The 15887-nt window shown below is 60.1% G+C and carries 14 protein-coding genes; 13 read left to right on the forward strand and 1 reads right to left on the reverse strand.

Going from position 1 to position 15887, the window contains the following annotated elements:
* Positions 1-11 precede the first annotated feature (11 nt).
* The 9 genes from flhA (at position 12) to folD (ending at position 9165) form a co-directional block, all read left to right on the forward strand.
* Positions 12-2099 carry a flagellar biosynthesis protein FlhA gene (gene flhA, locus N2601_RS01260; protein WP_104822023.1) on the forward strand — a complete coding sequence of 696 codons (2088 nt, stop codon included), beginning with the start codon at positions 12-14 and terminating at the stop codon, positions 2097-2099.
* On the forward strand, positions 2096-2848 hold the full coding sequence (gene fliR, locus N2601_RS01265; RefSeq protein WP_104822024.1) for a flagellar biosynthetic protein FliR: 753 nt from the start codon (positions 2096-2098) through the stop codon (positions 2846-2848). Before flhA ends, fliR begins: the two co-directional genes overlap by 4 nt.
* Before the next feature lie 18 nt (positions 2849-2866).
* The gene (locus N2601_RS01270) at positions 2867-3286 is read left to right on the forward strand and encodes a hypothetical protein (protein ID WP_104822025.1); all 420 of its coding nucleotides are present in this window, start codon (positions 2867-2869) and stop codon (positions 3284-3286) included.
* A 186-nt stretch (positions 3287-3472) separates the two neighbouring features.
* Entirely contained in the window at positions 3473-4069 is a 597-nt protein-coding gene (locus tag N2601_RS01275) for a rod-binding protein (protein WP_104822026.1), read from the forward strand.
* Between the two features lie 13 nt (positions 4070-4082).
* Entirely contained in the window at positions 4083-4451 is a 369-nt protein-coding gene (locus N2601_RS01280) for a hypothetical protein (RefSeq protein WP_104822027.1), read from the forward strand.
* Positions 4448-4984 (forward strand): hypothetical protein, encoded by a 537-nt coding sequence (locus tag N2601_RS01285; protein WP_104822028.1) that lies wholly within the window; start codon positions 4448-4450, stop codon positions 4982-4984. Before N2601_RS01280 ends, N2601_RS01285 begins: the two co-directional genes overlap by 4 nt.
* Positions 4985-5238: 254 nt before the next feature.
* Entirely contained in the window at positions 5239-6081 is an 843-nt protein-coding gene (locus N2601_RS01290; RefSeq protein WP_104822029.1) for a WecB/TagA/CpsF family glycosyltransferase, read from the forward strand.
* Between the two features lie 126 nt (positions 6082-6207).
* Positions 6208-8148 carry a succinoglycan biosynthesis protein exop gene (locus N2601_RS01295; protein ID WP_104822030.1) on the forward strand — a complete coding sequence of 647 codons (1941 nt, stop codon included), beginning with the start codon at positions 6208-6210 and terminating at the stop codon, positions 8146-8148.
* Positions 8149-8265: 117 nt separating this feature from the next.
* On the forward strand, positions 8266-9165 hold the full coding sequence (gene folD, locus N2601_RS01300; protein WP_104822031.1) for a bifunctional methylenetetrahydrofolate dehydrogenase/methenyltetrahydrofolate cyclohydrolase FolD: 900 nt from the start codon (positions 8266-8268) through the stop codon (positions 9163-9165).
* Positions 9166-9186: 21 nt separating this feature from the next.
* Here folD and N2601_RS01305 read toward each other — a convergent pair whose 3' ends face one another.
* Complete coding sequence (locus N2601_RS01305) at positions 9187-10212, reverse strand: LacI family DNA-binding transcriptional regulator (protein WP_104824985.1); 1026 nt, start codon at positions 10210-10212, stop codon at positions 9187-9189.
* Positions 10213-10519: 307 nt separating this feature from the next.
* Between N2601_RS01305 and N2601_RS01310 the strand changes: the two genes are divergently transcribed.
* The 4 genes from N2601_RS01310 to bglA all read left to right on the forward strand — a co-directional run bounded on the left by N2601_RS01310 (position 10520) and on the right by bglA (position 15883).
* Entirely contained in the window at positions 10520-11881 is a 1362-nt protein-coding gene (locus tag N2601_RS01310) for an ABC transporter substrate-binding protein (protein WP_104822032.1), read from the forward strand.
* Positions 11882-12013: 132 nt separating this feature from the next.
* Positions 12014-13030 (forward strand): carbohydrate ABC transporter permease, encoded by a 1017-nt coding sequence (locus tag N2601_RS01315; protein WP_104822033.1) that lies wholly within the window; start codon positions 12014-12016, stop codon positions 13028-13030.
* Position 13031: 1 nt separating this feature from the next.
* Positions 13032-14195: a carbohydrate ABC transporter permease gene (locus N2601_RS01320; RefSeq protein ID WP_104822034.1), complete on the forward strand. Its 1164-nt coding sequence runs from the start codon at positions 13032-13034 to the stop codon at positions 14193-14195.
* Between the two features lie 35 nt (positions 14196-14230).
* Entirely contained in the window at positions 14231-15883 is a 1653-nt protein-coding gene (gene bglA, locus N2601_RS01325) for a beta-galactosidase BglA (protein ID WP_104822035.1), read from the forward strand.
* The last annotated feature ends 4 nt before the right edge of the window (positions 15884-15887 follow it).

Here is a 15887-nt window from a genome sequence, read left to right on the forward strand (position 1 = left end):
GGAACCGGTCGATGGCGCAACCACCCGCAATAGCACTTCCCAAAGCCAATCCCAGCATGCGTGATATCGGGTTCGCCCTCGGTATCATGGTCATCCTGTGCGTGCTCTTCCTGCCGATCCCGCCATTCCTCATCGATATGGGCCTGGCCTTCTCGATCGCGCTCTCGGTGCTGATTCTGATGGTGGCGCTGTGGATCAAGAAGCCGCTGGAATTCTCATCCTTCCCGACCATCCTGCTGATCGCGACCATGACGCGTTTGTCGTTGAACATTGCGACGACGCGCGTCATTCTTTCGCACGGCTATGAGGGACATGATGCGGCCGGCGGCGTGATCGCCGGTTTCTCCAGCCTGGTGATGTCCGGCGACTTCGTCATCGGTCTGATCGTCTTCATGATCCTGATCACCATCAACTTCATCGTCATCACCAAGGGCGCGACGCGTATCGCCGAAGTCGGCGCGCGTTTCACCCTCGATGCCATCCCCGGCAAGCAGATGGCGATCGACGCCGACCTGTCGGCCGGCCTGATCGACGAAAAAGAAGCGCAGCGCCGCCGCCGCGAGCTGGAAGAGGAAAGCTCCTTCTTCGGTGCCATGGACGGTGCCTCGAAATTCGTGCGCGGCGATGCCGTCGCCGGCCTGCTCATCACCTGCATCAACATCTTCGGCGGCATCATTATCGGCTATTTCCGCCATGGCATGCAGATCGGCCAGGCGGCTGACGTCTTCGTCAAGCTTTCGGTCGGCGACGGTCTGGTGTCGCAGATGCCGGCGCTCATCGTCTCGCTCGCCGCCGGTCTTCTCGTTTCGCGCGGCGGCACCGCCGGCTCCACCGACCAGGCCGTTATCAATCAGTTGAGCGGCTATCCGCGCGCGCTCGCCGTTGCCGCGATCCTGATGGGCATCCTGGCCGTCATGCCGGGCATGCCCTTCGTTCCCTTCCTCATTCTCGGCGGCCTGATGGCAGGCGGCGCCTGGTTCATCCCGCGGCAGGCCGAAGCCGAAAACAAGCTTCGCCGCGATGCGGAGGAAAAGAAGGTGATGCAGTCGAAGGAAATGGAGAAGGATTCGGTCAAGTCGGTTCTGACGACCTCGGAAATCGAATTGGCGCTCGGCAAGATCGTCTCCACCCGCCTGCTCGGCGCGCATCAGGAATTGGCTTTCCGTGTCGGCAAGATGCGCAAGAAATTCGCGACGCAATACGGTTTCGTCGTGCCGGAAATCAAGGTGACGGACGACATCGCCATTGCCGACAAGTCCTATCAGATCCGCATTCACGGCACGACGGTCGCCTCCAACATGTTGCGTGTCGGCGAAGTGCTCGTCGTCACGGGTTCGGGCCGCAAGCCGACCGTTCCGGGCGACGAGATTCGCGAACCAGCCTTCGGTATGCCCGCTGTCTCGGTCCTCGAAGCCTTCACCGAGGATTTGAAGCGCGAAGGCTTCCAGCCGATCGACAATGTCTCCGTCGTGCTGACGCATATGAGCGAAGTCATTCGCAACAACCTGCCGGCACTTCTCTCCTACAAGGACGTAAAGATCCTGATCGAGCGCCTCGATCCGGAATACAAGAAGCTCGCCGACGAGATCTGCTCGTCACATATGTCCTATTCCGGCCTGCAGGCGGTCCTCAAGCTGCTGCTTGCCGAACGTGTCTCGATCCGCAACCTGCACCTCATTCTCGAAGCCGTTGCGGAACTTGCGCCGCATGTGCGCAAGACGGAGCAGATCGTCGAGCATGTGCGCGTGCGCATGGCGCAGCAGCTCTGCGGCGACCTTGCCGACAATGGCGTGCTGCGTGTTCTCCGCCTCGGCAGCAAGTGGGATCTTATCTTCCATCAGGCGCTGAAGCGCGACCAGAAGGGCGAGATCGTCGAGTTCGACATCGATCCGCGCAATCTGGAAGAATTCAGCGAGCAGGCAGGCAAAGTTATCCGTGAATACATGGACCGCGGCTTGCCCTTCGTGCTTGTCACATCGCCGGAAACGCGCTCCTATGTGCGCATGATCATCGAACGCCTGTTCGCGACTCTGCCGGTCTTGTCGCATGTGGAATTGGCCAAGGGGATCGAGATCAAGATTCTAGGTTCCATTTCATGATAACAGACCCCCAGGGCACCATTCTGGCGTTGTTTCTCGCCTTCTGCCGCATTGGCGGCTGCATCATGGTGCTACCGGGGTTTTCGTCGGGCCGCGTGCCGCAACAGGTTCGGATCCTGCTTGCGGCCGCCTTGTCGATGGCAATCCTGCCGCTGCTTTGGAACACGATCTATCCGGAAGTGTCCAAAGGCGGCGCCACCTATATCGGCCTGATCTTCACCGAAACGGTGATCGGCCTTATGTACGGCATGATGGCGCGGCTCTATACGCTCGGGCTGCAATTCGCCGGCACGGCCATATCGATGCTCATCGGCTTCAATGCGCCCGGCGGCATGGACATCATCGAAGAATCGAACGAGACGTCGCTCACCAGCCTGATCAGCTTCTGCGGACTGATGATGCTGTTCATTATGGATTTTCACCACCACGTCCTGCAGGCGCTGGTCGATTCCTATTCGGTCGTTCCCTTCGGCGGCCATATCGATGCGCGCGCTTCGCTGGTATCGGTGGCCGATACGCTGGAGGCCACCTTTTTCATCATGCTCCGGCTGGCGAGCCCCTTCCTGCTCTATGGTCTGATGTTCCAGATGTCGATCGGCTTCATCAATAAGCTGGCGCCGCAGATCCCGATCTATTTTATCTCCACGCCCTATCTGCTGATGGGCGGGTTGTTCATGCTCTATCTCAGTATCGCGGCGATCGTCAGTCAGTTCTCCGGCGCCTTCCTGAGCGTCTTCAACGGGCATTAGCGGCGTAAGGCGGAAGCGATGGCGGAAAAAAGCCGGTCCGAAAAATTGAAGCGCCTCGTCGCCGTACAGCGCCATCTCGAGCGGATAGCGGAAAACGAGCTTGCGGATACCACCCGCCAGCGCAACGAGGTCAGCCAGTCGATGGAAAAACTGATCGACGCGATCAGCTCGGCCGATCCGATACATATGGCATTTTCGGTGCACTATGCCGGGCGCTATGCCCGCCTGACGCTCAAGGATCAGCAACTTGACGGCATCCAAAAGCTGATCGAGACGAAAGTTCTGCAAGAGCGCACCAAGGCGGAGCGGTTGGAAGAGCATATGAAGGATGCCCGCGAACTGGAAATGCGCGAGGCGGACGATAATGCCGTCTACGATATCATCGATCAGCGCTTCGCGGGCGCAACGCCAGCCTCCAGCAAGGTTCAAAAACCATAATCCTCGTGATCTCAGAACAAGACGGCATATCCCCGAATCGCCGCCTTGCTCCGGATTCAAAAGATTAGAACGATTTTCATGCGTTCAAATGAATGCACGACGCTCTAACCGCTCGATTCGGCATGACCTTGCTCGATGGCTGCTTCACGCGTCGCGGGATCATGCTCTAGTGAAAGGAAACGTGACGTGGCTATCTCGCCTCCGAGTGATTTGGTCCTGGATGTCGTCAAGGCCGCCAATCCGGCCGACGTTCAGGCAGCCCAGGAAAAGCTCGCGGCCAACAGGGCTGCCTTTGCCGCCACCAGCCTGGCGGAAAACGGCAATGGTTTCGCCTCGACCGTGAGTGCGCTGGACAGCGCCGCAACGAAGGCCGGCCTCAGCAACGCCAACACGCATACGGCGCCGACAAAGGTGCCGCAGACTTATCATAAGTTCGAAGCGATGGTGCTGCAGAACTTCGTGAAGAACATGCTGCCGAACAGCGAAACGCTGTACGGCAAGGGCTCCGCCGGTGAAATCTGGAAGGGCATGATGGCCGAACAGCTCGGCAATACGCTCGCCAAGAATGGCGGCGTCGGCATTGCCGAGCAAATGTACAAGGAACAGGTTTCCAAGATGCGCAACACCGGCGCCGTCAATGCGGCGACCGATGAGAACGACAAGAAGATGGCGCTGAGTGCAATCACCGATTTCCAGCGAAAGACGCTTGCCGCAGCCGAGACCAATGGTGACAGCGATACGACCGTCACCAATCAAGATACGCTGACGTCCAAGAAAGTATGATCGGGGGCAGGACATGGAAGTAATTTCGAACGACTACCGGATAAAGTCGGTCCTTGGCCGCCTGGAAATGATCATCGATAACGAGAACAACCGCATCGGCAAAGATCCGGAATTCGATCTCAAAGTATCGAATGCGCATAAGAGCCGTTGCCTCTACGAATTGTCGATGCTGTTTCGCGATACCAATCCGGCCGAGCTTGCCATCTCGCATATCGAGCAGTTGCACGGGCTGAAGAAGAAGCTGATCTTGAACGCACGGCGCGTCGAAGCGCATCTCGAGGCCGTGCGTGCCGTCGCCGATATCTTGAAGAATGCGGTGCAGAACGCGGATGCGGACGGCACCTATTCGCAGGAGCAGTTCCGCGTCCGTGAGGCCGGATGATCAAGCTCGTCCTCACCGGCCTCTGGGTCTGCGCCGTAACGCTGGCTTCGGTCTATTTTTCGGTGCAGATGGCGACGGCGCCCGCGATCAATCCTGACGACGCCAAAAAGGCGCAGCAGGAGTTCGTCAAGGGCGAATCGATCAACGTGCCCGTCATCGCCAACGGTCAGGTGAACGGCTATTTCATCACCCGCATTTCCTTCATGATGGAGAAGGGCAAGGCGAACCAGCTCCAGACGCCGCTGACGGAATTGACGACGGACGAGCTTTATTCGCTGCTGGTGGGCAATAAGACGATCGACATCAGCCATACCGGCAGCTTCGATGTCGCCAGTTTCCGCAGCGATATCAAGAAGAACATGAACGAACGCCTCGGCGGCGACTATGTCGCCGACGTTCTGGTCGAACAGCTCGACTATCTCTCCAAGGATGAGATCAACAATGGCGATGGCGGCGGCAAGAGAACCGTCAAGCCGGTAAAGATCGTCCAGGGCGATGCAGCGCCCGACGCGGAGCCGAAGCCGGCACATTAGACCTGCTGAGACCGGTGATGGCCGCTCCCCTTATGGAGCGGCCTGCTGCGTTTGTCGCCCGAAACAGCGTTAACAAATCCCTGTTTTTCTTTCGCAATTCCAATCGATTTTCCTAACGGAAGCTTGGGATCGCCTTGCTATAAGCATCCTCAGCGATGCGTCCGATGTCACCGAACGGACAGACGGTGGAGGATTTGCGTCGAGAAGTTTGCCGGCGACGCGCGTATGAAGGCGTCTGCGGCAGGAGGTCTAGGGTGAATCTAGTCGCAAATTTTGCCGTGCTCACGTCGCGTCGAATGATTTTCGACTTGCCGGTCTGCGACCTCGATTGGGAAGACGCGCTGAACTTCATCAACGAGCTGGCGTCCCTCCCGGTCGGCCAGACGGTCATCTCCTTCGTCAACGCCCATAATATGCTGATGATGCTGCGCGACGGCAGGTATCGCGATGTGCTGGCGAAAAACCTTGTCCTGCCCGATGGTGTCGGCCTGGATATCGCCTCGCGGGTTGCCCATGGCGTTTCCTTTCCGGCCAATTTGAACGGTACCGATTTCGTGCCGGCTCTGCTGACCTTTATGGATCGGCCGAAGCGTATCGGTCTGATTGGTGGCCGCCGCGATGTTGTTGAAAAGGCCGCGGAAAACTTCCGTAAACATGCGCCGTGGCACGAATTCATCGTTATTGCGGACGGTTATTTCGACAAGGAGAAAAGCGATCTGGTGACGGCGGAGGTCAGCCGTCAGAAGATCGACGTACTGATTGTCGGCATGGGGACGCCGCTTCAGGAAAAATGGGTCGCCGACCATATCGAACCGCAGCACGCAAGGCTGGTGCTGACGGTCGGCGCATTGTTCGATTTCGTCTCCGGCACGGTGCCGCGTGCGCCGGCGCTGGTGCGCGCCACGCGCTTTGAATGGATGTACCGCCTGCTTCAGGAGCCGAGCAGGCTGTGGCGGCGCTATATTCTCGGTGTGCCGCTCTTCCTCTACCAGGTCGTTCGGCACCAATTCGGCCGCAAGGAGCGCATTCTGCGCGCCGCCGAACCGCAGCCCGCGCCTTTGCTGCGGCTTCCTTCGCCCGATAAGCTCGCCGGCTGATCCCGATCGCGCCCCCAGATTGCGCCCCCAGATTGCGGTTGTCGTTAACCTTTTCTTTGCCATGAAAATTTAGAGTGGGTTAACCATCGGCATCGGTCACTGACCATGCGCGCGAGACAACCCGCCATGTTCGAAAGCAAGGCCAGGACGAGATACCTTCCTGACGACGCGGAAGCCTTCGGAGCTTACCGCGGCGTAGGTCGGCATGCCCATTTCGATCGCGGGGCAGACGGCTATCTGATAGCCGCCAACGCCCAGCCTGCCGGCCACCGAACCCCGGGCGATGCGGAGTTGCTGGCCCTCATTCAAAAGATGCTGGACGGCGATCCCTATCCGGTCTCCGGGCGAAAAAAGCCTGATGTGGACGAGGCTGCAGAGGCTCAACCGTTGCCCGACCGCATCCGCGGCATCCTGCGAGACCATCCAGTCGCCCGCGAAACGATCATGTATGGGCAGCCGGAACCGATCGCAGATCAATCATTGGCTTCGCCCAGTGTCGAAGTCGTCGAAATCGAGCTTTCGCCTCCGGTTGAACCGCACGCCGTTTCAGCGGTGACGCCTACGCCGCCGCGGCGCTGGGTGTTCGGGTTCGGCTCCATTGCCTTCGTTATTGTCGCCGCACTGGCGGGCGCCTTTCTCCCGACAATGCTGGCAGCTCCGCCGCGCTATGTCTCCCACACCGTATTGCAGATAAAAGGGCAGGGGGCTGCGCGACAGGCGCTTCTGGATGTCACCGCCAAACGCGCCGCCGCGCCCTCCTTGCTTTCCGATCTGGTCGCCCGGCTGAAGCTCGACCGCGATCCGGAATTCACCGGTGATCGGGCCGGCGCTTTCGGCGTTGCCATGGAATTGCTCTCCGGCAGCGGCAATGCGTCCGACGCGCCGTCGCGTGCGCAGGCAGCCCTTCGCAGGGATATTGTCGCCACTACCGATGCGCCGAGCGGCACCCTGCATCTTGCCGTTACCACAAGCGATCCGGCAAAGTCGGCCGAGATCGCCAATCGTCTGGCCGATGCGACGATCTATGACGCCGCCGTTGCGCAAGGCGCTGGCCTTCCTGGCAAAAGCAGCTCGCTTGCCGACCGGAGTCGCAAGGATCTCGATCAAGCGAAGGCCGCGCTGGCCGATTTCAAGACGCAGTATGGCAACGACAAGATCGAAGCTGCACTCGATCTTCAGCGGCAGCGCCGTCAGTTGGATGAGGAGATGAAGGCCTCCGAGGCTGCCGTGCAGAGTGCAAAGGCCCGCGTCTTTGCCGCCAAATCCGCCACGCCTGCCAGCGTCACGAGTGGCGCGCTGTCGGGCAATCTATCATCTGCCGGACTTGATGATCTGCGTAGCCGCTATAGCGCCGCCAAGGTCGTCCTGTCCCAGCTCTCCACGCAGCTCGGCCCGCGCCATCCCCGTCTGCTGGCGCAACAGGCGACGGTCGATGGGCTGGCCGCCGATATCCGCAATCAACTGCAGCGACTGATCGCCAGCAGCGATACGGTCCTGAAGGCTGCCCTTGAGAACCGGACGGCGCTTTCCGCGCGGATGACCGCTCTCAGCCAGAAAAGCATCGATGTCGATATGGCCCGCCTTGGTCAGCTTCAGGATGATGTCGCGGCCGCCCAGAGCCGCTATGACGCCGATCTGCAGAACGCCGATACGGCTCCGCCCGAAGTCGAGGTTCCGATCGCCGTCATCGCCCCTGCCGTCGCCGCCAAGGCTCCCCTCGACGACAATCTTGCGGGTAGCCAGGCGGCGGGTTTCGTCATGGGCCTTGGTGCAGCACTTTGCCTGGTCTTCCTGCGGAAATGGATGGGCGGCGGATCGCTTTCGGAGGATCAGACAGCCGGGCGCTTCGTTTCGCCCGAGCCGGTTTTCAGCCGTGTCGCCGAGCCGGCCCCGCTGCCGCCGCGACCAATGCCCGAATTGCCGCAACTGCGCTTCGACGCTACGATTCCCGTTGCCAATGATCGTCCAGTGGTTACCGAGGAGCTGACGCAAATCCAGCGCGAGTTAGCATTGTTGCGTATGAAAGTGCAGACCTATGCTTCACGCCGGCAGACAGGGCGCGGCTGAACCCGTCGCCGATTTCTCCTTGCAATTACCGCTTTCAGACACCATAGGGCGTTGGCAGGCAAATCCGCCGGGCCGATGGCTTGTAGATTGCCGCCGAAATTATGTCGGGAGATATTCGTGACGACTGTGATCGATGGCAAGCAGGTGGCTGCTTCGGTAATTGATGCGGTGAAGACGGCGACCGCAGCATTGGAAAAAGAGACGGGTGTGAAGACCGGCCTTGCCGTCGTCATCGTCGGCGATGATCCGGCCAGCCACACCTATGTCGGCGCCAAGGGCCGCATGGCCAAGGAATGCGGCTTTACCTCCATCCAGCACACGCTGCCGGCCGAGACGACGCAGGACGAGCTGGCAAAGCTTGTCCAGTCCCTCAACGGGGATGCCGCCATTCACGGCATCCTGGTGCAACTGCCGCTGCCGAAGCATCTGAATGCCGAAGCGATCATCCAGTCGATCCGGCCGGACAAGGATGTCGATGGCCTGCATGTGGTCAATGCCGGCAAGCTGGCGACCGGCGATCTTGCCACCGGGCTGATCTCCTGCACGCCGGCCGGCGCCATGCTGCTGGTGCGCCGCATCCATGGCGAGGACCTGTCGGGTCTGAATGCCGTCGTCATCGGCCGCTCGAACCTGTTCGGCAAGCCGATGGCGCAACTGCTGCTCAATGCCAATGCGACGGTGACGACGGCCCATTCCCGCACCAAGGACCTGCCGGCGGTTGCCCGCAGTGCCGATATTCTGGTGGCGGCGGTCGGCCGGCCGGAAATGGTGAAGGCGGATTGGGTGAAGCCGGGTGCGACGGTGATCGATGTCGGCATCAACCGCATTGCTGCACCGGAACGCGGCGAGGGCAAGAGCCGGCTGGTCGGCGATGTCGCCTTTGCCGAGGCGGCGGAAGTGGCCGCCGCCATCACCCCGGTTCCGGGCGGCGTCGGGCCGATGACCATCGCCATGCTGATGGCCAATACGGTGATTGCCGCCCATCGTGCTGCCGGCAGGCCGGCGCCGCAGTTCTGAGATCACGCCAAGTAAATCATATCAATCGGCCGGCGCCACGCCGGTCGAGGCACGCACGATCAGCTCGGTCTTCCAAAGCTCCTGCTCGGGAAATGTCTCGAGCTGCTTGATCTCGCCGATCAGCCGCTCGGCGACGCGCACGCCCGCGGCGCGCAGCGACGATCGCGTGGTCGTCAGCGGCACGGTGAAATTCTCCGGTTTCAACAGTGTCAGCACATCGTCGTGGGCGATCAGCGAAATATCCTCGCCGAGCTTCAGTTTCGCCTGGTTGATGGCGCGCACCGCGCCGAGCGCCAGTACTGTGCTGGAACAGAGGATGGCGGTTGGCCGCACGTCGAGCTGCAGGATGCGCTCCATGGCGTAAAAGCCCTGTTCATCGGTCATTGCGGTATGGCTGACATACGCCTCATCCAGCATCAGGCCGCGTTCGGCAAGGGCTGCGACCACGCCCTTTTTCCGCCGGATGGCGAAATCGAGATAGATCGGGCCGTTCAGCAGCGCAAAACGCTTGTGGCCGAGCTGCAGCAGCAGCTTTGTGGCGTCGTAGAAGGCGGCCTCGTTGTCGATGTCGAGATAGGGGTAATCCGGCTCCGTTCCAAAGGACCGTCCATGCACCAGGAAGGGTATGGACAATGATTTCAGCATTTCGAGGCGTGGATCATGGCCGCGCATATAGGTGATGAACAGGGCGTCGACATTGCCGCTGGCGGCAAGCCGCTTCAGCGCACCGACTTCGTCGTTCGGATCGGCCGGCGTCAGGACGAAATGGAAATCATGCCGCAATGCCTCTTCGCCGAGGCCGGTCAGGAATTCGCCGAAATGCAGATCGGACGGGTGGCCGGGCGCCGTCGGCATGACCAGGCCAATCGAGCCGGCTTTGCCGGTCGCCAGCCGTTGCGCGGCCTTGTTCGGACGATAGCCCGTCTCCCGCACCGCTTTGAGCACTCGCTCGCGGGTTTCGCGATTGACCTCCGGATATCCGTTCAAAGCACGGCTGACCGTGGTCTGCGACAGGCCTAACATTTGCGATAGCTGCTTCAGATTCACGTGGCTCCGCTCCTCCATCTGCCCATTCCAGTCGCGCAAAGGCTTCCTCCTGCCATGCGACTGGCTTCCAAAGCGCTTTAGACTATGTAGCAGGCAGCGCATGCGAAACAAGACAATTTGCGAAATATTGATGTCATTCAATGCTGCAATGCGAGATTTGGGTGTATATTAGCCGAATTCACAAATTCGCTTGACTTTGCTCTGCCCGCAATGGAATGAGTGAGTAGCCAAAGCGCTTTGAGAAATGAGCGCGCAGCACGCGCCGCGTGTTCGGGCTCGTGGGATTTGTATTTGGGAGGACAACCACATGAAGAAATTGCTTTTGATGACCGTTGCCGTTGCCGCCTTGGCGGCTGGTAGCGCACTGGCTGCAGATTTGAAGTTCCAGCCCGGTCAGGATTCCAAGTTCAACTGGAAGAGCTATGACGACTTCAAGGCCGCTCATGCGGACTTGAAAGGCGAGACGATGACGATCTTCGGCCCATGGCGCGGCGAAGACGAGGCGCTGTTCACGAGCGTCCTGAATTATTTCACCGAAGCGACCGGCGTTAATGCCAAGTATTCGTCCTCGGAAAACTACGAGCAGCAGATTGTTATCGACACCCAGGCCGGTTCGCCTCCGAATGTTGCGATCCTGCCGCAGCCGGGCCTTCTCGCCAACCTTGCCAGCAAGGGCTATCTGACGCCGCTCGGCGATGATCTGGCAAACTGGGTGAAGACCAACTATGGCGCTGGCGATAGCTGGGTTGGCTACGGCACCTATAAGGGCAAGGACGGCAAGGACGCCTTCTACGCCTTCCCGTACAAGGCTGACCTGAAGTCGCTCGTCTGGTACGTGCCGGAAAATTTCGAAGAAGCCGGCTATAAGGTCCCCACCACCATGGAAGACCTGATCAAGCTTTCCGACCAGATCGTCAAGGACGGCGGCACCCCCTGGTGCATCGGCCTCGGTTCGGGCGGCGCCACCGGCTGGCCGGCGACCGACTGGGTCGAAGATCTGATGCTGCGCACCGTCTCGCCGAAGGACTATGACGGCTGGGTCGACAACAGCCTGAAATTCAACGACCCCAAGGTCGTCAACGCCATCGATGAATTCGGCAAGTTCGCCAAGAACGCCAAATATGTCAACGGCGGTGTCGCTGCGGTTGCCTCGACCGACTTCCGAGATAGCCCGAAGGGCCTCTTTACTGTTCCGCCCAAGTGCTACCTGCACAAGCAGGCATCCTTCATCCCATCCTTCTTCCCCGAGGGAACGAAGCTCGGCCAGGATGCCGACTTCTTCTACTTCCCGCCCTATGCATCGCATCCGGAGCTCGGCAAGCCGGTTCTCGGCGCCGGCACTCTGGCAACGATCACCAAGGACTCGAAGGCCGCTCGCGCCTTCATCGAGTTCCTGCAGACGCCGATCGCCCAAGAAGTCTGGATGGCACAGTCCGGCTTCCTGACCCCGTACAAGGGCGTCAACACGGCGGCCTATGCCAACGACACTCTGAGGAAGGAAGGCGAAATCCTGACGACCGCCACCACCTTCCGCTTCGACGGTTCCGACCTGATGCCGGGCAAGATCGGCGCAGGCGCATTCTGGACCGGCATGGTGGACTTCGTCGGTGGCAAGTCCGCTCAGGACTCCGCCGACGCAATCCAGAAGGCTTGGGACTCCATCAAGTAATCATAACATCGCAGAATGGCGTCGCCGGTATCTCCCGGCGCCGCCGCTCTACCCTGTCGTAGCCGACGCCTTGGGAGGTGCCGACGACGCCGGACAGGTCGCTTCGTGCAAGCAATTATTCGGGAGGGAAGGATGATTTCGCAGATACTGACGGCGATTGGAGCCATGATATTCGGCGTTGCCGTTTGCGCCGCCTATTTTCTGTTTTCCAACAAACTGCTGGACCTGATTTTCCCGGCGAAAGAAGGTGGCGATGTTCATCGCGCCGCCGTCAATCTGCGTCGCCGCAGCCTGATCCGCCCCTGGCTTTTCCTCGGACCGGCGCTTTTCCTCCTCGCCGTCTACCTGATGTATCCGGTGGTGGCGACGCTCATCCTGTCCTTCTACGGGCCTGACGGCAATCAATTCGTCGGCGGCGCCAACTATGTCTGGGCGTTCAACGACACCGAATTCCGCCAGTCGATCTTCAACAACATCCTTTGGCTTGCCGTCGTGCCGGCTGCCTGCACCTTCTTCGGTCTCGTCATTGCAGTCATGACCGATCGCATCTGGTGGGGTAACATCGCCAAGGCGGTCATCTTCATGCCGATGGCAATCTCCTTTGTCGGCGCGTCGGTCATCTGGAAGTTCATCTACGAATATCGCGGCGGCAACGACACGCAGATCGGTCTGCTGAATGCGGTCGTGCAGCTCTTCGGCGGTACGCCGGAAGTCTGGATCACCATCCCCTTCTGGAACAACTTCTTCCTGATGGTCATGCTCATCTGGATCCAGACCGGCTTTGCCATGGTCATCCTATCGGCCGCCCTCCGCGGTATTCCGGAGGAGACCATCGAAGCGGCCGTTATCGACGGCGCCAATGGCTGGCAAATCTTCTGGAAAATCATGGTGCCGCAGGTCTGGGGTACGATCGCCACGGTCTGGACGACCATCACCATCCTCGTCCTCAAGGTGTTCGATATCGTGCTCACCATGACCAACGGTCAGTGGAACACGATGGTCCTTGCAAATCTGATGTTCAACTGGCTGTTCCGCGGCGGCGGCGATTCCGGCCGAAGCGCGGTCATCGCGCTCGTCATCATGGTCGCCGTCACACCGATCATGATCTGGAACATCCGTCGTGCAAACGCAGAAATGAAGGGTCGCTAAGATGATCGGAAACCTTGGCCGCATCGGCCCCGCTCGCCTCTTCGTTCATTTCGCGGTTGTGCTCATCGTTCTCGTCTGGCTGCTGCCGACGCTCGGTATCTTCATCACGGCCCTGCGTGACAAGGATCAGATCGTCGTCTCCGGCTGGTGGACGGCCTTCGCCGGCTCGACGCGGACGACGGCAGTGCGCCTCGCTGGCAACGATAAGGCGACGCAGGATGGCCCCAATTACGTGATCACCGGGAATGTCTCCGGCGACGGTAACGGCGGTAACGGCAAGATCGAATCCTTCGGCCTGCGTGTGCAGGACCCGGCCGCTTTCAAGGCCGGTGCGCCTGCGGATATCGGCAATGGCGAGACGCTGACCGTCAATGCCGATGGCAGCTACCGCTATCAGAAAAATGCTGCTTTCGACGCGGATACGCGCGGCAAACGCATTTATCTGACCATTTCCGCCCCACCGCAGTTCACCCTGCAGAATTATCACACCGTTCTGACGGGCGAAGGCATCGGCCAGTCCTTCATCAACTCGCTGACGGTCACCATTCCGGCGACGATCATCCCGATCCTGATCGCGGCTTTCGCTGCCTATGCGCTTGCCTGGATGGATTTCCCCGGCCGCGCGCTCCTGATCGCGCTTGTCGTCGGCCTCATCGTCGTGCCGCTGCAGATGTCGCTCATCCCGCTGTTGCGCATCTATAACGAAATCGGCCAGGTGTTCGGTGTGCCGTCGAAGACCTATCCCGGCATCTGGATGGCGCATACCGCCTTCGGCCTGCCGCTCGCGATCTACCTGCTGCGCAACTACATTGCCGGCCTGCCGAAGGAAATCATCGAATCCGCCCGCGTCGACGGCGCCAGCGACTTCGATATCTTCGTCAAGATCATCCTGCCGCTGTCCTTCCCGGCGCTCGCCTCCTTTGCGATTTTCCAGTTCCTCTGGGTCTGGAACGACCTTCTGATCGCCATGGTGTTCCTCGGCACCGACAAGGATCATCTGGTTCTGACGGCGGCCTTGAACGCCCTACTCGGCTCGCGCGGCGGCAATTGGGAAATCCTGACGGCCTCCGCCTTCGTCACCATCCTTATCCCGCTCCTCGTCTTCTTCGGTCTGCAGCGCTATCTCGTGCGCGGTCTGCTCGCCGGGTCGGTGAAGGGGGGCTGATCCAAGACCATTCCATACATACAGGACCACTCAGCATGAGCATTGCCCCTCAATCGATTTCGGCTGTTGACAAGGACTGGTGGCGTGGCGCCGTGATCTATCAGATCTACCCGCGCTCCTATCAGGACTCGAACGGCGACGGCATCGGCGATCTCAAGGGGATCGCCGTCCGCCTGCCGCATATTGCAGCCCTCGGTGTCGACGCGATCTGGATTTCGCCGTTCTTCACCTCGCCCATGCGTGATTTCGGCTACGACGTCTCCAACTATGAAGATGTCGATCCGATCTTCGGTACGCTTGCCGACTTCGATGTGATGGTGACCGAAGCGCATCGTCTCGGCATCAAGGTGATGATCGATCTGGTGCTGTCACACAGTTCCGACCGCCATCCCTGGTTTGTCGAAAGCCGCTCGAGCAAGGATAATCCCAAGGCGGACTGGTATGTCTGGGCGGATGCCAAGCCGGACGGCACGCCGCCCAACAACTGGCTCTCGATCTTCGGCGGTTCTGCCTGGGCCTGGGATCCGACCCGCATGCAATATTACATGCACAACTTCCTGATCTCGCAACCCGACCTGAACCTGCACAATCCCGAGGTTCAGGACCGGCTGCTGGACGTCGTGCGCTTCTGGCTCGACCGTGGCGTCGATGGCTTCCGCCTCGATACCATCAACTTCTATTTCCACGACCGGGAACTGCGCGACAATCCCGCGCTGGAGCCGTCCCGCCGCAATGCTTCGACCGCGCCGGCGGTCAATCCCTATAATTTCCAGGAGCATCTCTACGACAAGAACCGTCCGGAGAATCTGAAGTTCCTGCAGCGTTTCCGCGCCGTGCTGGATGAATATCCGGCGATTGCCGCCGTCGGCGAAGTCGGCGATAGTCAGCGCGGGCTCGAGATCGTCGGCGAATATACGTCCGGCGACGACAAGATGCATATGTGCTACGCCTTCGAATTCCTGGCGCCGGACCCGCTGTCGCCGGAACGCGTCGAAGACGTCATGAAGGATTTTGCCGCCGCCGCGCCGGACGGCTGGGCCTGCTGGGCGTTTTCAAACCATGACGTGGTGCGCCATGTCAGCCGCTGGGGCAGCCTGGTTGCCGATCGTGATGCGCTTGCCAAGCAATATGCGGCCTTGATCCTGACCTTGCGCGGCTCGGTCTGCCTCTACCAGGGCGAGGAGCTCGGCCTGACGGAAGCCGATCTCGCCTATCAGGATCTGCAGGACCCCTACGGCATCCAATTCTGGCCGGAATTCAAGGGCCGCGACGGCTGCCGCACGCCGATGGTCTGGGACAGCCAGGTCGCACAAGGCGGTTTCTCGACGGTGAAACCCTGGCTTCCGGTGCCGGTAGAGCATATCCTGCGCGCTGTCAGCGTGCAGCATGGAGATGAGAGTTCGGTGCTGGAGCAATATCGCCGCTTCCTCGCCTTCCGCAAGCAGCACCCGGCTTTCGCCAAGGGCGAGATTGCGTTTGCTGAACCGCAGGGGGACGTGCTGCTTTATACGCGTCACTACGGCGACGAGACTATTCTCTGTGTGTTCAACATGAGCGCGACAGAAGCGACTGCAACCCTGCCTGAGGGGAGTTGGCAGGCTCTTGCCGGTCACGGTTTTGCAAGCAACAACTACGGCAACAAGATCGATATTCCGGCCTGGGGCGCTTACTTCGCGCGTCTCGCCTGAGTGT

This window comes from Rhizobium sp. CB3060 (assembly GCF_025200735.1).
In the GTDB taxonomy this organism is placed as follows: Bacteria; Pseudomonadota; Alphaproteobacteria; order Rhizobiales; family Rhizobiaceae; genus Rhizobium.